Genomic DNA, 17,806 nt, shown 5'->3' with positions numbered 1-17,806 from the left:
AAAATTCCAATTTTTTAAAATTTTATATTACTTTTTTGTTGCAAGTAATGATTTTCTCTTGTTTTTGAGGTAAAATAAAGAAACAGCAGATTCTTGCTGGAAGGGAAGAAGATTTGTGAACATTGAACAATTAATTGAAGAAGCAAAAATGGCAAGAGATAAAGCCTATGTTCCATATTCCAAGTTTGGAGTAGGAGCAGCATTGTTAACAACAGATGGAAAGGTATACCATGGCTGTAATATTGAAAATGCCGCGTACAGTATGTGTAACTGTGGAGAACGGTCCGCCCTATTTAGTGCTTATTCACATGGTGATCGGGATTTTCAAATGCTCGCCGTTGTTGCTGATACAGAGCGCCCATGTTCCCCTTGTGGTGCATGCCGACAAGTAATTTCTGAACTATGCCCTCGAGATATGAAAGTGGTATTAACAAATCTTAAAGGGGATATTCTAGAAATCACTGTTGAAGAACTATTGCCTGGTGCCTTTTCGCCGGAGGATTTACATGCTGAATAATGGGAATGAAAACGGATTCAAATCAGGGTTTATTTCTATTATCGGCAGACCAAATGTAGGAAAATCCACTTTTCTAAATCGAGTGATTGGTCAGAAAATTGCTATTATGAGTGATAAACCACAAACAACTCGAAATAAAATTCAAGGTGTGTTATCACTTCCTGATGCTCAAATGATTTTTATTGATACACCAGGTATCCATAAACCAAAACATAAATTAGGCGACTTTATGATGAAGGTTGCACAAAACACACTAAAAGAAGTTGATTTGATTTTATTTATGGTAAATGCCGAAGAAGGATTTGGACGTGGGGAAGAATTTATTCTTGAAAAATTCCAGACCGTAAACACCCCAATTTTTCTTGTTATTAATAAAATTGATCAAATCCATCCAGATGAATTGCTCCCTATTATTGATTCGTATAAAGAAAAATACGCCTTTAAAGAAATTGTGCCAATTTCTGCACTTGAAGGAAATAATGTCGAACGACTATTAGAACAAATAAAATCCTTTTTACCTGAGGGTCCGCAATATTATCCTGCTGATCAGGTAACCGATCATCCAGAACGCTTTATCATTACAGAGCTGATAAGGGAAAAAGCCCTGCACTTAACAAGAGAAGAAATTCCACATTCTTTGGCTGTTGTGCTGGACAAAATGGAACGGCGAGAGGGTAAAGATATTATTCATGTCATGGCTACTGTGATTGTTGAGAGAGATTCACAAAAGGGTATTATTATTGGCAAACAAGGTAGTATGTTGAAAGAAATCGGAAAAAGAGCCCGTGTTGATATTGAAAATCTCCTCGGGTCAAAGGTATTTTTAGAGCTTTGGGTTAAAGTCCAGAAGGATTGGCGTAATAAGATGTCCCAGCTTCGTGATTATGGCTTTAATGAAGATGAATACTAATTAATAACCCTAATTAAAATATTATCTTGGCTACAAGAATATGCATGGACAACATTAACAAATATTTCGTCTTATGATTTTGGCAAAGGCAGGCTATGATAATTGTAAGGTTTGGGATTAACTTAAAGGCTAGTCTAAATAATGAAAGGTGGGGTTTTCGATGATGGATTTTACGTGGAAAGTATTCCTCCAGACAGGTAATATTGACACATATCTTCTCTTCAAAGAGCTTGAGAAGGAAAACCAAGAAATACCCGGAAATCTGAATGAAGAGCTAGCACAAATTGATTTTCCCGTTTCATAAGCAAGTCTTTCGCACGACTTAAGAAGGTGACTTTTAATGCTTCAGAAGTGTGAAGGCATCGTCATTAGAACAACAGATTATGGTGAAACCAATAAAATTGTAACCTTATACACAAGGGAATGGGGAAAGGTTGGCGTTATGGCACGGGGAGCCAAAAAGCCGAACAGCCGTCTTTCCTCCATTACCCAGCTTTTTACCCACGGATATTATCTTGTACAAAGAGGGACTGGTTTAGGAAGCCTGCAGCAGGGTGAAATTGCTACTTCATTGCGTTCGATTGGTGAAGACATTTTTTTAACTGCTTATGCTAGTTATATTGTTGAACTAACCGATAAATGTACGGAGGAAAAAAAACCAAATCCATATCATTATGAATTGCTTTATCAAACATTGAATTACATGAATGAAGGCTTTGATCCAGATATTCTGATGAATATTTATGAGATGAAAATGTTGAATGTAATGGGATTATATCCAATCTTAAATCAATGTTCCGTTTGCGGCCTTACAGACGGACATTTTTCATTTTCCATTCGTGAAGGCGGATTTATCTGCCATCGATGTCTTCCAAAAGATCCGTACCATTTTAAATTATCACCAGCTACGGTTAAATTATTACGGTTATTTTATTATTTTGATCTTTCTAGGTTAGGAAATATAACAGTTAAAACCGAAACGAAAGAAGAGCTAAAAAAAATAATTACGGCTTACTATGAAGAGTATTCAGGTCTTCATCTTAAATCAAAGAAATTTCTTAATTCCATGGATCAGTTTCGCAATCTCTTATAAAAGCGATGTTGACAATGGCGGGAGTTTTGGTTAAAATTCTGTTTAATACAATAATTGCTGTGACGGAAAGTAGTACTTGGTCATCTCTATAAAAGCGAACCTAGGATGGTGTGAGCTAGGGTATAGGGTCCTAACGAAGGCGTTCCTGAGCAATCGCGTGTTGATGAAACACGCTTCAAGGAGGCTGCTATTTTGCAGCAAATAGGGTGGAACCGCGGGTAACTCTCGTCCCTATGCTTTTATAGCATAGGGACGGGAGTTTTTTATTTTTCTAAAGAAGAGGAGCGAGTAGTAATGAAAGTAACAATGGATCAAATTGTTTCACATGCCAAGCACAGAGGATTTATTTTTCCGGGCTCAGAGATTTACGGAGGTCTTGCAAACACTTGGGATTACGGCCCGTTAGGCGTTGAATTTAAAAATAATATAAAACAGGCTTGGTGGCGAAAATTCGTTCAAGAGTCGCCTTACAATGTCGGCTTGGATGCAAGTATCCTGATGAACCCGCGTACATGGGAAGCATCGGGACATATCGGGAACTTTAATGATCCAATGATTGACTGTAAAAATTGTAAAGCACGCCATCGTGCTGATAAATTAATTGAAAATGCACTTGATGAAAAAGGAATGGAAATGGTGGTAGACGGCCTGCCATTTGAAAAAATGGAAGAGTTGATCAAAGAACATAACATTGCCTGTCCTGATTGCGGAAGTCATGATTTTACCGGGATTCGTCAATTCAATTTAATGTTTAAAACCTTCCAAGGGGTAACAGAATCAAGCACGAATGAAATCTTTCTTCGTCCGGAAACAGCACAGGGGATTTTTGTTAACTTTAAAAATGTACAGCGCACAATGAGAAAGAAATTGCCGTTTGGGATCGCACAAATTGGAAAAAGCTTCCGTAATGAAATTACCCCGGGGAATTTTACGTTTCGAACAAGAGAGTTTGAACAAATGGAACTTGAATTTTTCTGTAAACCTGGTGAGGAACTTAAATGGTTCGATTATTGGAAGAATTTTGCGGAAAACTGGTTACTATCATTAGGTCTTACGAAGGAAAATTTAAGGCTTCGCGATCATTCTGAAGATGAACTATCACACTATAGTAATGCAACAACTGATTTTGAATTTAAGTTCCCGTTTGGCTGGGGCGAACTATGGGGTGTTGCTTCCAGAACGGATTATGATTTGAAACAACATATGGAGTTTTCAAGTGAGGATTTCCATTACCTTGATCCGGAAACGAATGAAAAGTATGTGCCATACTGTATTGAGCCATCGCTTGGTGCTGATCGGGTAACGCTTGCATTTTTGATCGATGCCTATGATGAAGAGCAGCTAGAAGATGGTACGTCAAGAACGGTGATGCATTTCCACCCTGCGCTGGCACCATTTAAAGCGGCCATCCTTCCGTTATCGAAAAAGCTGTCTGATGAGGCAAGAGAGGTTTTTGCTTCATTATCAAAATACTTCACAGTGGATTATGATGAAGCTGGTTCAATCGGTAAACGGTACCGCCGCCATGATGAAATTGGAACGCCGTTCTGTATCACGTATGACTTTGATTCAAAAGAAGACAACATGGTTACTGTTCGCGACCGGGACACAATGGAACAAAAACGTGTTCCAATTGCAGACCTTGTCAGCTTTTTACAAGAAAAAATGGTATATTAAACATCTAAAAGGTGCGGATTCCCGTACCTTTTTCTATAGATGGAATTGAAATACTATGTGGTATATAATATTCCTAAGATTAATTAATTTTTGTTGATGGATATTTTAAGGTGGTGAGGACAATCGAACTGACTAAACGCCAGGAGCATATTTTGCAAATAGTAAAAGAAAATGGTCCCATTACAGGAGAGCAGATAGCTGACAAATTAAGCTTGACCAGGGCGACGTTAAGGCCGGACCTTGCTATTTTAACGATGGCTGGTTTTTTAGATGCAAGACCACGTGTCGGCTATTTTTATACGGGGAAATCGGGAGCACAGTTACTGACGGAAAATCTGCAGAAAATCTATGTAAAGGATTATCAATCCATTCCAGTTGTCGTAAATGAAAATGTTTCCGTTTACGATGCTATTTGCACGATGTTTCTTGAGGATGTAGGAACATTATTTGTAGTTGACCAATACTCAAGCCTCGTTGGGGTCCTTTCACGAAAAGATTTGCTGAGAGCCAGTATTGGAAAGCAGGAGCTTTCAAGTATTCCTGTCAATATTATTATGACTAGGATGCCAAACATAACCATGTGTGAACGGGAAGATTTATTAATCGATATTGCCAAGAAATTAATTGAAAAACAAATAGATGCCTTGCCTGTTGTTAAAAAATCAGAAAAAGGTTACGAGGTAATTGGCAGAATAACGAAAACGAATATCACTAAAGCCTTTGTTTCGTTAGGTGACGAGTAAAAATATATTTGAAAAAGGAGCTGTTGAGGGAGAATGAGTTTGCCTATCATTTATGTTGTATCTGATTCAGTCGGGGAGACAGCTGAATTAGTGACGAAAGCGGCGATTAGCCAATTTAATGGTTCTGGAATGACCTTAAAGAGATTTCCCTATGTTGAGGATAAGGAACATATTGATGAAGTGTTATCACTTGTTTCGCATGATAAAGGCATGATGGCCTTTACACTAGTTAAACCTGAAATGCGTACATATTTGAAGGAAAAAGCAGATGAGGAAGGGATCATTGCAGTAGATTTGCTTGGGCCGCTCATGGACCAAATTCAGATTTTTACCGGAAAAACACCTTTATGTGAACCGGGCCTCGTGAGAAAGCTTGATGAGGATTATTTTAAAAAGGTAGAAGCCATTGAATTTGCGGTGAAATATGATGATGGCCGCGATCCAAGAGGGCTTTTAAAGGCAGATATTGTCTTAATCGGGGTATCAAGAACATCTAAAACGCCGTTATCACAGTACTTGGCCCATAAACGGTTAAAAGTGGCAAATGTCCCTCTTGTTCCAGAAGTGGACCCGCCGGAAGAACTATATAAGGTTCCAATCGAAAAATGCTTTGGGTTGAAAATTAGCCCGGAAAAGTTAAACAATATTAGACGGGAACGATTAATTTCTCTTGGATTGAATGATCAAGCCAGTTATGCGAATATCGAAAGAATTAAAGAAGAATTAACTTTCTTTGAAAAGATCGTAAAGAAAATAAATTGTCCAGTAATCGATGTTACCAATAAAGCAGTCGAAGAGACGGCGAATGTCATCTTAAATTATATTCAAAAGGGCAGACTATAGCGCATAATCATTTGATTATGTGTTTTTTCAATGTAAAAAGTGGGCATGTTCAGAGAAAAAGTTATGGCAAAATGATAATGAATATACTATAATAAAAAATTGTGATAAAAATATATCTTTTTAGGTTTAGAGTTGCATGGGAACGAATAAACTATTTATTGTTAGATGTCAAGGCAGCCCCTTAAAAAAAATTCGACATAAATCCTTTTATAAAAAGTAACTCTTAAAGAAGGAATATGCGGAGTGATGTAGAATTAATACTTATGTAAAAGGCAAAACGGCTATTTTTGTCGATGCAGATACTTGCACCGTAAAAGAAGAAATTGTCGAAATTACTTCCGAATTTTTCGTTGAAATTTTTTTATTGTTTCCTTAGATCTTTGTGTGAACGACAAAAGTACATATTTACCTAAAATTTTGTCGAAATTTGCAGGAATTTAATGATTGCCTGCCGAATACCTAGTAGTACAAATGGAGTTGTTTTCATGGCAGACCGTATTGCCGAAGATAAGATTGATCAAATTCGTCAGGCTGTTGATATTGTCGAGGTAATCAGCGATTATGTTCAACTGAAAAAACAGGGGCGAAATTACTTCGGATTATGTCCTTTCCATGGAGAAAGCACCCCGTCATTTTCGGTATCACCTGACAAACAAATTTTCCATTGCTTTGGCTGCGGAGCTGGGGGAAATGTATTTTCTTTTTTAATGGAGCTTGAAGGAATATCATTCCAGGAGACAGCCATTAAATTAGCGGCGAAGGTAAATATCGACCTTGAAATTAATTTATCTTCAACACATGGTGGAAAAAAGGTTTCCCATGAGCTTCAATCCATGCTTGATGCTCACGAGCTTTTACGGAAATTTTACCATCACTTACTTGTAAATACAAAAGAAGGTCAGCATGCCTTAGAGTATTTACTTGGAAGAGGATTTACCCGAGAATCGATTGATAAGTTTCAAATTGGCTATTCATTAAATTCATGGGATTTTGTTTGTAAATTCCTTTCTAAAAGGGATTTTTCACCTGAATGGATGGAAAAAGCCGGATTAATTATCAAACGAGAAAGGGACGGGACGTTTTTCGATCGATTCAGGGATCGAATTATGTTTCCCATTTTTGACCGACATGGTAATACGATTGCTTTTTCAGGGAGATCACTAGGGCATGATGAGCCAAAATATTTAAATAGTCCCGAAACGGCAATCTTTAATAAAAGTAAAATTTTATATAATTATCATTTGGCTAAACCAAGTATAAAAAAATTACAACATGCGGTTTTATTTGAGGGATTTGCCGATTGTATAGCAGCGGACCGGTCTGGGGTGGAGAATGGGATTGCCACAATGGGGACATCCTTGACAGATGAACATATAGCTCTTTTACGTCAAAGCGTTCAATCCCTAACCATTTGTTATGATTCCGATAAACCTGGTATTGAAGCTGCATACCGCGCAGGTAACCATCTTCACAATGCGGGATTTCAAATTAAAGTAGCCATGATGGCTGATGGACAGGATCCTGATGAATATATCAAAAAGAATGGCGCTGATAAATTCCGTAATGAAGTGATTGGTGCAAGTTTAACCTGGATGGCATTTAAATTTCTTTACTTTCGAAGAGGAAAAAACCTTCAGAATGAAGGAGAACGGCTTGCATATATCGAAGTGATAATCAAAGAAATCAGCCATTTGGACAAAGCTGTTGAAAGAGATCATTATTTACGGCAGCTTGCAACAGAATTTTCGCTATCGCTAGATGCATTACAACAGCAGCAAAAGCAGATGTTCTTTGCTGAAAAAAGAAGGTCAAATGGGAAAAATGAACCTGAACATAAACCCTTGGTGATCCAAAAAAAAGCGGAGGAATTAAAGCCCGCACATTATGCGGCCGAAAGGTGTTTAATTGCTCACATGCTTAAAAATCGCGATGTGGCATATAAGGTTCAGGAATTACTTGCAGGAAACACGTTTAATATTGATGAACATCAGGCAATAATAACATATCTGTTAGCATTTTATGAGGACCATCTGGAACCAGATAGCAGCGCATTTATTACCTATATTCAAGATGATAATCTTAGAAGAATGGTTGCAAACATTGAAATGATTTCCATAAATGATGAAATAAGCAACCAAGAATTAACGGATTATATCAAACAGGTGTTGAATTATCAAAAAGTGTTAAAGATAAAAGAAAAAGAAGTAGAACTAAAAGAAGCGGATCGACAAAGTGACTTTCATAAAGCAGCAATTATTGCTGGTGAAATAAATCAATTGCGTAAATTGCTTTAAATCCCATTTTAAGTGTTTTTGATTCTGGAAGGAGGGGGACATATGGCTGCTGAAAAATCAGCCCGTTCAAAAGCGGTTGAAAACGAATTAACCCTTGAACAAGTAAAAGACCAGTTAACTGAGCTGGGTAAAAAAATCGGTGTCCTTGCCTATGATGATATTGCTGAAAAGCTGGCTAATTTTGAATTAGAATCTGAGCAAATGGATGAATTCTTAGAATTTCTAGGCGATCAAGGAATTGAGTTGGTCGGTGATAATGAAGAAGAAGATCCGGATGTTAAAAAATTAGCAAAAGAAGATGACGAAGAATTTGATTTAAACGATCTAAGCGTTCCACCGGGAGTTAAGATTAATGATCCAGTTCGCATGTACTTAAAAGAAATTGGCCGTGTTGACTTGCTTTCTGCTGAAGAAGAAATTAAGCTGGCCAACCGGATTGAGGAAGGCGACGAAGAAGCAAAACGACGCCTTGCTGAGGCAAACCTTCGCCTTGTCGTAAGTATAGCAAAACGCTATGTGGGCCGTGGAATGCTATTTCTTGATCTTATCCAAGAAGGTAATATGGGTCTAATCAAGGCCGTTGAGAAATTTGATTACCGAAAAGGATTCAAATTCAGTACTTACGCAACATGGTGGATTCGTCAAGCAATAACTCGTGCAATTGCTGACCAGGCAAGAACGATTCGAATTCCTGTGCACATGGTTGAAACGATAAATAAGCTTATTCGTGTTCAGCGTCAATTACTTCAGGATCTTGGCCGCGAACCAACACCGGAAGAAATCGGTGAAGATATGGATTTAACACCTGATAAGGTAAGGGAAATTTTAAAAATTGCCCAAGAACCAGTCTCACTTGAAACACCGATTGGTGAAGAAGATGACTCACACCTCGGAGATTTTATTGAAGATCAAGATGCAACATCCCCTTCAGAGCATGCTGCCTACGAATTATTAAAAGAGCAGCTGGAAGATGTGCTTGATACTTTAACTGATCGTGAAGAAAATGTCCTCCGTCTGCGTTTTGGACTTGATGATGGCCGGACTCGCACCCTTGAAGAAGTCGGTAAAGTTTTTGGTGTAACCCGTGAACGGATTCGCCAAATTGAAGCAAAGGCATTACGTAAATTACGTCACCCAAGCCGCAGCAAACGCTTAAAAGATTTCTTAGAATAGGATACAATGACAAAATAGTTTACTTCTTAACGGGAGTAGACTATTTTTTTTTGTAGAAGCGGCTATCCCATTGAGTAAAATGAAAGCACTTTCTTTATTTTCCTCTATTTTACTGAATTGTCTCTCATTTTGCAAATATCCATTTGGTTTTTATTTCTTTTTAAATATTTTTAAATGTTGAGAAATTTAGACAATTTCTCTTATAATTAAAAAGAAAGCGTATACAAAGTTACTCTGGGGGGATGGACATGAATTTTGATTTAACTTCTGAACAAGAAATGATTAAACGAACAATACACCAGTTTGCTGATGAAGAAGTTGCACCTGGTGCTTTGGACCGTGATCGAACGAAGCAATTTCCTGTAGGGATATTTAAGAAGCTGGCAGAAATGGGGATAATGGGGCTGCCTTTTCCGGAAGAATACGGCGGAGCGGGAGCAGATACGGTTAGCTTTGCTATTGTTGTAGAAGAATTAAGCAGGGTATGCGGCTCGACTGGAATAACTTACTCTGCCCATATTTCTTTAGGAGGGGCACCACTCTATTTGTTTGGTACGGAGGAGCAAAAACAAAAATATTTAACTCCTATTTGTACTGGAGAATCTTTCGGGGCCTTTGGATTAACGGAACCTAATGCCGGTTCAGATGCAGGCGGTACAAGAACATCTGCTAAAGAAATAAACGATGAATTTGTTATTAATGGGAATAAATGTTTTATTACCAATGCCAGCTTTGCAAAGCATTTAGCCATAACCGCTGTGACTGGTGAAATAGATGGGAAAAAAGAAATTAGTGCCATCATCGTCCCAACAAATGCACCTGGATTTACAGTCATCGATAATTATGAAAAAATGGGCTTGAATTCATCAAATACGACCGAACTTGTATTAGAGAATGTAAGTGTACCTGTCGAAAACCTCTTAGGAAAGCGAGGAGAGGGCTTTAGACAGTTTTTAATTACACTTGATGGTGGACGTATCGGGATTGGCGCTATGGCTGTAGGGATTGCTCAAGGAGCGTATGAAAAGGCCCTTGCCTATGCAAAGGAACGGAAGCAATTTGGCAAATCGATTTCCTCCTTCCAAGCAATTCAGTTTAAACTTGCGGATATGGCGATGAAAATTGAATTAGCACGAAATATGGTGTACAAAGCAGCATGGTTAAAAGACCAGGGAAGACCGTTTTCTAAGGAAGCTGCCATGTGTAAGCTATATGCTTCAGAAATTTGTATGGAAGTGACAGACCAAGCCGTACAAATTCATGGAGGATACGGCTATATGAGGGAATATCATGTGGAGAGAATGATGCGTGATGCAAAGCTGCTTGAAATTGGTGAGGGGACATCGGAAGTTCAAAGAATGGTTATTTCACGATTAATTGGTTGTTAACAAATAAATAGGGAAAGCTAATAAGAGGCTGAACAAAAAATTTTATGTGGCCTCTTTTTTCTTTTTACAAAGATTATAGTGATAAAATAAGTTTAGGGCTTTTCCTTCTGTTCATTTTCAAGTAAAATAGAAGTTGTTTGCAAGTATAGGTTATTTAATTTACGAGGTACGTACATAGGGAGGTTAAATCATGAATCGAAATCCGGTAATTCCGTACATTATCATCTTTGTTTTTGGTATTGTCCTTGTGTTTATCTTGTCATTCAAAGGACTTGGTGATATGAAGGAAGTCGCCAAAGAGAATGGCGGAGAAAAAGGCGGAGAGAAAACAACAGAGGTGGCTTCATCTAATCCTGAAGACATTTATAAATCAACTTGTATCGCCTGCCATGGTGATCAATACCAAGGCGTCGTTGGTCCATCATTAAAAAACACAGGTTTATCAAAGGATGAGGTTAAGGACATTCTTAATAATGGTAAAGGAACTGGTATGCCTAAAGGTCTTGTACCGGCTGAGCAAGTGGACGCAATGGCAGATTGGGTTTCTAAAATAAAGTAAAAAGCTATATTATTTTACCCTAGGGTCCTTTGCATCTGTGAAGGATCCTTTTATATACTATACATAATAAGTAAGAATAAAGAGTGGTGTTATTTTTGAATTCGGAAAGATTATCAACCCGGTTAGCAACAGTTGCAAAATATGTACCAATTGGCTCGAAAATAGCGGATATTGGTTCAGATCATGCTTATTTACCCTGTTATTTAGCGAAGAATAATGGGATCACCTTTGCTGTGGCTGGTGAAGTAGCAGATGGTCCATATCAATCTGCAAAAGGCAATGTCCAATCAGAAGGACTAACTGAAATGATTTCCGTTCGTATGGGAAATGGACTTGAGGTCATCGAGAACGAGGAAGTAGATTGTATTACGATCGCTGGAATGGGCGGCGCGTTGATTACCAGCATATTGGAAAATGGAAAAAACAAACTAAATTCTGTTAAGCGCCTTATTTTACAACCGAATATCAGCGCGATTTCTATTCGAGAGTGGCTATTGGAAAATAATTGGGAACTGATTGACGAAGAAATTATCACAGAAGATGGAAAAATTTATGAAATATTAGTTGCTGAAAAGGGAAATCCGAATAAACCATATGGAGAAAATATGGAGATGGGGCTTTTATTTGGCCCGTTCTTGATGGAAAAAAAGGGAGATGCCTTTAAGCAAAAATGGACAATGGAAAGGAATAATTGGCAGCGTATTTACGAGGCTCTCAAAGGGGCATCAGAAACGGGCGAAACGATTGAAAAAAGGCATGAACTGCTAAATAAGTTAAAGTTAGTAGAGGAGGTCTTGGAAAATGAAGAATCCTAATGGTCATGAAATCATCCAACTATTTGAACAGTTTTCACCGAAAGGACTGGCAATGGAAGGCGACAAGGTTGGCTTGCAGGTCGGCCGCTTAAACAAAAAGGTAGAACGGATTATGATCGCCCTTGATGTACTGGAAAATGTGATTGATGAGGCGATTGAAAAAAATGTCCAGCTTATCATTGCCCACCATCCAATTATTTACCGTCCGCTTAAAAATTTGCTAACAGATACGGTACAGGGGAAAATGATTGAAAAATTAGTAAAACATGATATCACTGTTTATGCCGCCCACACCAACCTTGATGTTGCAAAGGGCGGCGTTAATGACTTGCTGGCAGAGGCGTTAGGGTTAGAAGATGCAGAGGTCCTTGTGCCTACATATGAAACAAAGCTAAAGAAAATAGTTGTTTTTGTCCCTGCCAGCCACGCAGAGGAAATCAGAAAGGTCCTTGGCAATGCAGGAGCAGGATTTATCGGCAATTATAGTCATTGTTCTTTCTCGGCAAATGGAACAGGCAGGTTTTTGCCTGGAGATCATACGAACCCTTTCTTGGGTCAAGCAGGGAAGTTAGAAGAAGTGGATGAAGTCCGGATTGAGACGATCATTCCTGAGCCGCTTGTAAAAAAAGCAATTACAGCGATGATCAAAGCGCATCCATATGAAGAAGTGGCCTATGATGTATACCCATTGGAAAACAAAGGAGAAGTACTCGGGCTTGGAAGAATCGGCAAGGTTAGTGAAACGACTTTAGGAGAATTTGCTGAAAAGGTGAAAACAGCCCTTGAGGTAGATAAAGTACGGGTAGTGGGAGATTTAACCACAAAGGTTAAAAAGGTTGCAGTATTAGGCGGAGATGGAAATAAATACTTCATGAATGCCAAGTTTAATGGGGCGGATGTGTATGTAACAGGGGATATTTATTATCACACTGCCCATGATGCGATGATGCAGGGATTGAATATGATTGACCCGGGGCATAACGTAGAGAAGGTAATGAAAAAAGGGCTGACAGCGACATTGCAAAAGCTGTGCCAGAAATCTGGCTATGAAGTTGAGATTTTTCCTTCTGAAGTTAATACAGACCCATTTCAATTTGTATAAGAAAAAGAACCGGTCTTATCATCATCAGACGCGGTTCTTTTTAAACTTATTCTTCAGTTTTTTTCACTTTAGGTAAGATCCTGCTAAGTTGAACCTTTTTACTACGTTCCCATGTTGCTTCGTTATTTGGATCGAATTGTTCAAGGAATGTAATAACTTCTTTTGTAATTGGGGTCGGTGTAGAGGCACCGGATGTTACAGCGACATTTTTGGCATCCTTAATCCAATCAATTTCTAGTTCGGTAATATCGGCAATGCGATACGCTTTCGTTCCGGCAATTTCCTCTGAAACTTGTGCTAAGCGATTGGAGTTATTGCTTTTTGGATCACCGACAACAATGGTCACGTCTGCTGCGGTTGCTTGCTCTGCTACTGCTTCTTGGCGTATTTGTGTCGCATGACAAATTTCATTATAAACCTCGACATGAGGATATTTTTCCTGCACTTTTTTCATTGTATCGGAAACATCCCATTGGCTCATAGTGGTTTGATTTGTAACAATGAGTTTGTCACTCTCAACCGTTAATGCTTCTACGTCGCTAGGAGTTTCAACAAGATGAACCATGCCTAGAGCTACCCCAACAGCACCTTCTGGTTCAGGATGACCTTTCTTACCAATATAAATGACTTGAAAGCCTTCTTTTGTTTTTTCTTCAATCAAGTCGTGCGTCCTTGTCACATCAGGGCATGTAGCATCAATTGTTACAAGACCTTTCTTTCTCGCAATTTCACGCACCTCTGGTGAGATACCATGAGCGGTGAAAATAACAGTACCTGAATCTACCTTATCGAGAATATCTTTACGATTCTTTCCGTCAAGGGTTATGATCCCTTCTTCCTCGAAGGCATCCGTAACATGTTTATTATGAACGATCATCCCTAAAATGTAGATGGGACGAGGCAGCGATTTATCTAACGCGGCATTTCTTGCGATGACCATAGCATCCACTACACCATAACAGTATCCGCGTGGTGAAATTTTGATTATTTGCATATATGAAGTCCCCCTAAAAGACATTATTAGTAGTCTATGTATTTTATTATATAAAACTAATAGATATAATTCAAAGATACATGGATTTTTCAGAAAAATTAAAGAATGCCGGGGTTCCCGGCATTCTTCTCTCATATATACATTTTAGGTCTCGAGCTGCCTTTTTGGTAGGAATTACTACGCTTAGAACTTTGCTGCTGACTTCTTTTTTGAGAACTGGAACTTGAATTTTGAATCTTTTTCCGGCTGGTATTTTTAGATGAAGTCCGAATTTCAGTTGATTCATTGCTGGAAGATTCTTCTGCTGCAGGTTCAGTCTTTTTCGTCTTTTCATCTGAAGCGGAATCCGAACTTTTTGAGGCATTTTTGAAGCCGCGATACATCTTCCAAATCGCAGGAAGATTCTTGACAATTGGCCCATACTGCTGAACCATCGGACCAATGGATTGGGCAGTTTTTAATACATTCTGGGTATTATTTAAAATTCCTGATAGTCCACCTGGATTACTTAAGGATTGGAGTAAGCCGCCGCCACCTCCTGCTGCTCTTCCTGCCCCTGACATTCCCATAAGTCCTCCCGGGCCGCCAGCTTGAGTTCCTCTTCCAAGAATTTTCGAAAGTAAACCACCGCCGCCCCTGTTCATTTGGGAGGCTCCCATCATTTGCCGCATCATTTGATTTCCACCGCCAAATAGGCCCCCTGGCGGTCTCATCATTGAGCCGCCACCACCAAATAAGCCCCCTGGCGGTCTCATCATTGAGCCGCCCCCGCCAAATGGATTTGCCCTAGGTCCCATCATTGGCCCTCTTCCGCCAAATAGGCCTGACCCCATCCTGCCTTGCATGGGCATTCCTGGTCTAGGCTGCATACCCATGACCTCCTTTCACCTTTCCCTCATACTTTAAAATATGCAGGTAACCTAATTTGGTTTAGGTATTCCACACAAGGAAAAAACTATTTTTCGTTTTAAAAAGTGGCTGAAAAGTAAAAGATGAGAATTAAAGGATAGTTAGCTGGTTATTTAGGTGAAACTTTACTATAATTACATGATGGAAATAAAAGTGGAAGCTCTTGCTAAGGGAAGAAAACTACTCCATAGTCAATAGATATTTTTAAAATAAGGAGCCATTATATGAAAGAAAATCGATTTGAACGTTTTAAGCTTCAACCGTTTATTATAGAATCCCTAAATCAGTTTGGATTTTTTGAGCCGACTGAAATTCAAGAACGGATGATCCCGTTAGTATTAAAAGGGGAAAGTGCCATTGGTCAATCGCAGACTGGAACAGGGAAAACATTTGCCTATGTGCTGCCGATCCTTGAAAAAATAGATCCAAAACGCCAAGAGGTACAAGCGGTCATTACGGCACCAACTAGGGAGTTAGCATCACAGATCTATAAACAGATCTTAAAGGTTACGGAGCAATGCAGTCCAGAAAGTCCAATCATGACGAGATGCTATATTGGTGGAACAGACAAGCAGCGCACGATCGAAAAATTGAAAGTACAGCCACATATTGTTGTTGGAACCCCTGGAAGAATTAAAGATCTTATGATTGAGCAAGCTCTTTTCATTCATACAGCGGATATTCTTGTCGTTGATGAGGCTGATATGATGCTTGATATGGGATTTATTGAAGATGTGGATCAGATTGCAGCTAAAATGCCGGACAAACTGCAGATCCTGGTGTTTTCAGCTACCATTCCTGAAAAGTTAAAACCGTTTCTTAAAAAATATATGGAAAATCCAAAGACGATTCAAATTGAATCAAAAAGAAAAGCAGCGGAAAATTTAGAGCATTATCTGTTGCCATCAAGACATCGCAATAAAAAACAACTTGTTCATGATGCATTAATTTCTTACAATCCCTATCTAGCCATTGTGTTTACCAATACAAAAAAGATGGCGGAAGAGGTAGCCTACTTTTTAAATGAGAAAGGTTTAAAGGTTGGCCGTGTCCATGGAGATTTAAACCCACGTGAACGGAAAAAAATGATGAAGCAGATTCAAGATTTGGAATACCAATATATCGTTGCTACCGATCTTGCATCAAGAGGGATTGATATAGAGGGTGTCAGCCACATTATTAATTATGAACTCCCATCTGATCTAGATTTTTATATCCATCGGGTGGGGAGAACTGCGAGAGCCGGAAATTCAGGAATTGCCCTAACGGTTTATGATATTTCCGATGAAGATGCCTTAAATCGTTTAGAAAAAATGGGGATTCAGTTTAAGTATGTGGATCTTAAAAAAGGTGAATTTTCTGAAGCGGATGAACGAAATAAGAGAAAGACGCGGGTAAGGAAAGAGGATGAGGCAGATAAGAAAGCTAAGTCATTGGTGAAAAAACCGCAGAAGGTAAAACCTGGCTATAAAAAGAAAATGCAGTGGGAAATGGATAAAATTAAAAAACGGCAGCGGAGAATAGATCAAAGAAAGAAATAATGGGTGAAGGGAGAGAAAACGGATGCTGAAAATTGGCTCACACGTTTCCATGAGCGGAAAGAATATGCTGTTAGCAGCAAGTGAGGAGGCCGTCTCATATGGCGCCAATACGTTTATGGTCTATACGGGGGCACCGCAAAATACAAGAAGAAAGAAAATTGAAGACCTGAACATTGAAGCAGGGAGAAGACATATGGAGGCGAACGGGATTTCAGAAATTGTTGTCCATGCTCCCTATATCATCAATATTGGCAATACCACCAATCCAGCTACCTTTGAATTGGGGGTAAGGTTCCTTCGCAGTGAAATTGAAAGAACTGAGGCGATTGGAGCAAAACAAATCGTTCTTCACCCCGGTGCGCATGTAGGGGCAGGTACCGAAGCTGGAATTAAGAAAATCATCGAGGGCTTGAATGAAGTATTAACTGGTAAGGAACAGGTTCAAATCGCTTTGGAAACAATGGCCGGTAAAGGTTCAGAATGTGGAAAATCGTTTGAGGAATTGGCGATGATTATGGATGGCGTTAACTATAGTGATAAGCTGTCCGTTTGCTTTGATACATGCCATACACATGATGCAGGCTATAATATTGTCGAAGACTTTGACGGTGTTTTAAATGAGTTTGATAAGATTGTTGGCCTCGATAAATTAAAAGTACTTCATATTAATGATAGTAAGAATGCTGTAGGGATGAGAAAGGACCGCCATGAAAATATTGGGTTTGGCCATATTGGCTTCAAGGCCCTTAACCATATCGTTCATCATCCACAGTTGATGGATGTTCCTAAAATCCTAGAAACTCCTTATGTAGGCGAAGATAAGAACAACAAGAAAGCTCCATATCAATTTGAAATTAACATGCTTCGCGAACAGCAGTTCAATGAGAATTTGCTCGATCACATTATACAATCATAAGAAAAAGCTGTGCCAAACGGGCACAGCTTTCTTATTGCTTCGTAAATTGCATAAAAAGTTTATTTACTTCACGTGCTGTTTCCGGTCCAGCTGCTTTTGCGATTTGTTTTACTAATTTTGCACGCTCCTTGTCATCAAAAATATTTACATTTTTACCTCGTAAGTATTCGGTGATTTTTCTAGCTTGCTGCCGATTCACTGCAATATTAAACTGATCCGCATACTTTAATAGTTCTTCAGCAGTTATCGTGTTAATTTTATGATTAATGATGTTTTCAAATATTTTCACCCTCACCACTCCTCCATGCTAATGTATGAAGAATGAACAGGAG

At 38.9% G+C, this 17,806-nt stretch carries 18 protein-coding genes; 15 read left to right on the top strand and 3 right to left on the bottom strand.

Annotated elements, in window-relative coordinates; genetic code table 11:
• Positions 1-115 precede the first annotated feature (115 nt).
• The 13 genes from ACIQXV_RS27065 (at position 116) to ACIQXV_RS27005 (ending at position 13,114) form a co-directional block, all read left to right on the top strand.
• Complete coding sequence (locus ACIQXV_RS27065) at positions 116-517, top strand: cytidine deaminase (RefSeq protein ID WP_402964664.1); 402 nt, start codon at positions 116-118, stop codon at positions 515-517.
• Entirely contained in the window at positions 507-1,427 is a 921-nt protein-coding gene (gene era, locus ACIQXV_RS27060) for a GTPase Era (RefSeq protein WP_402964661.1), read from the top strand. Before ACIQXV_RS27065 ends, era begins: the two co-directional genes overlap by 11 nt.
• A 160-nt stretch (positions 1,428-1,587) precedes the next feature.
• Positions 1,588-1,731 carry a YqzL family protein gene (locus ACIQXV_RS27055; RefSeq protein ID WP_024030127.1) on the top strand — a complete coding sequence of 48 codons (144 nt, stop codon included), beginning with the start codon at positions 1,588-1,590 and terminating at the stop codon, positions 1,729-1,731.
• Positions 1,732-1,767: 36 nt separating this feature from the next.
• Positions 1,768-2,520, top strand: a complete 753-nt coding sequence (gene recO, locus ACIQXV_RS27050; protein WP_402964658.1) for a DNA repair protein RecO — start codon at positions 1,768-1,770, stop codon at positions 2,518-2,520.
• A 294-nt stretch (positions 2,521-2,814) separates the two neighbouring features.
• Positions 2,815-4,197, top strand: a complete 1,383-nt coding sequence (locus ACIQXV_RS27045; protein ID WP_402964655.1) for a glycine--tRNA ligase — start codon at positions 2,815-2,817, stop codon at positions 4,195-4,197.
• Positions 4,198-4,307: 110 nt separating this feature from the next.
• A complete protein-coding gene (ccpN, locus tag ACIQXV_RS27040) occupies positions 4,308-4,940 on the top strand; it encodes a transcriptional regulator CcpN (protein ID WP_402964652.1) in 633 nt (210 codons plus the stop codon).
• Between the two features lie 33 nt (positions 4,941-4,973).
• The gene (locus tag ACIQXV_RS27035; protein WP_402964649.1) at positions 4,974-5,783 is read left to right on the top strand and encodes a pyruvate, water dikinase regulatory protein; all 810 of its coding nucleotides are present in this window, start codon (positions 4,974-4,976) and stop codon (positions 5,781-5,783) included.
• Between the two features lie 485 nt (positions 5,784-6,268).
• On the top strand, positions 6,269-8,077 hold the full coding sequence (gene dnaG / locus ACIQXV_RS27030) for a DNA primase (protein ID WP_402964646.1): 1,809 nt from the start codon (positions 6,269-6,271) through the stop codon (positions 8,075-8,077).
• Positions 8,078-8,119: 42 nt separating this feature from the next.
• The gene (gene rpoD, locus ACIQXV_RS27025; protein ID WP_402964643.1) at positions 8,120-9,250 is read left to right on the top strand and encodes an RNA polymerase sigma factor RpoD; all 1,131 of its coding nucleotides are present in this window, start codon (positions 8,120-8,122) and stop codon (positions 9,248-9,250) included.
• 248 nt (positions 9,251-9,498) lie between these two features.
• The gene (locus ACIQXV_RS27020; protein ID WP_402964640.1) at positions 9,499-10,638 is read left to right on the top strand and encodes an acyl-CoA dehydrogenase family protein; all 1,140 of its coding nucleotides are present in this window, start codon (positions 9,499-9,501) and stop codon (positions 10,636-10,638) included.
• A 190-nt stretch (positions 10,639-10,828) separates the two neighbouring features.
• Positions 10,829-11,197: a cytochrome c550 gene (gene cccA / locus ACIQXV_RS27015; protein ID WP_402964637.1), complete on the top strand. Its 369-nt coding sequence runs from the start codon at positions 10,829-10,831 to the stop codon at positions 11,195-11,197.
• Positions 11,198-11,292: 95 nt separating this feature from the next.
• On the top strand, positions 11,293-12,012 hold the full coding sequence (locus tag ACIQXV_RS27010) for a tRNA (adenine(22)-N(1))-methyltransferase (protein WP_402964634.1): 720 nt from the start codon (positions 11,293-11,295) through the stop codon (positions 12,010-12,012).
• Complete coding sequence (locus tag ACIQXV_RS27005) at positions 11,999-13,114, top strand: Nif3-like dinuclear metal center hexameric protein (protein ID WP_402964631.1); 1,116 nt, start codon at positions 11,999-12,001, stop codon at positions 13,112-13,114. The genes ACIQXV_RS27010 and ACIQXV_RS27005 overlap by 14 nt, the downstream gene beginning before the upstream one ends.
• 46 nt (positions 13,115-13,160) lie before the next feature.
• Here the strand turns inward: ACIQXV_RS27005 and ACIQXV_RS27000 are convergent, their stop codons facing one another.
• The gene (locus tag ACIQXV_RS27000) at positions 13,161-14,108 is read right to left on the bottom strand and encodes a 4-hydroxy-3-methylbut-2-enyl diphosphate reductase (RefSeq protein WP_402964628.1); all 948 of its coding nucleotides are present in this window, start codon (positions 14,106-14,108) and stop codon (positions 13,161-13,163) included.
• Positions 14,109-14,239: 131 nt separating this feature from the next.
• Positions 14,240-14,977 carry a VrrA/YqfQ family protein gene (vrrA, locus tag ACIQXV_RS26995; protein WP_402964625.1) on the bottom strand — a complete coding sequence of 246 codons (738 nt, stop codon included), beginning with the start codon at positions 14,975-14,977 and terminating at the stop codon, positions 14,240-14,242.
• A 264-nt stretch (positions 14,978-15,241) separates the two neighbouring features.
• On the opposite strand from vrrA, the gene ACIQXV_RS26990 reads away from it, so the two are divergent.
• Both ACIQXV_RS26990 and ACIQXV_RS26985 read left to right on the top strand, forming a co-directional pair.
• Positions 15,242-16,558, top strand: a complete 1,317-nt coding sequence (locus tag ACIQXV_RS26990) for a DEAD/DEAH box helicase (protein WP_402964622.1) — start codon at positions 15,242-15,244, stop codon at positions 16,556-16,558.
• A 22-nt stretch (positions 16,559-16,580) separates the two neighbouring features.
• Complete coding sequence (locus tag ACIQXV_RS26985) at positions 16,581-17,474, top strand: deoxyribonuclease IV (protein WP_402964619.1); 894 nt, start codon at positions 16,581-16,583, stop codon at positions 17,472-17,474.
• Between the two features lie 31 nt (positions 17,475-17,505).
• On the opposite strand, the gene ACIQXV_RS26980 is transcribed toward ACIQXV_RS26985, so the two are convergent.
• Entirely contained in the window at positions 17,506-17,763 is a 258-nt protein-coding gene (locus ACIQXV_RS26980) for a DUF2624 domain-containing protein (protein ID WP_402964616.1), read from the bottom strand.
• Between the last annotated feature and the right edge of the window lie 43 nt (positions 17,764-17,806).

Origin of the sequence: Neobacillus sp. NPDC097160 (genome assembly GCF_044762155.1) — a bacterium.
Lineage (GTDB): Bacteria > Bacillota > Bacilli > Bacillales > Cytobacillaceae > Neobacillus.
This window is presented reverse-complemented; position numbering and strand designations above follow the sequence as displayed.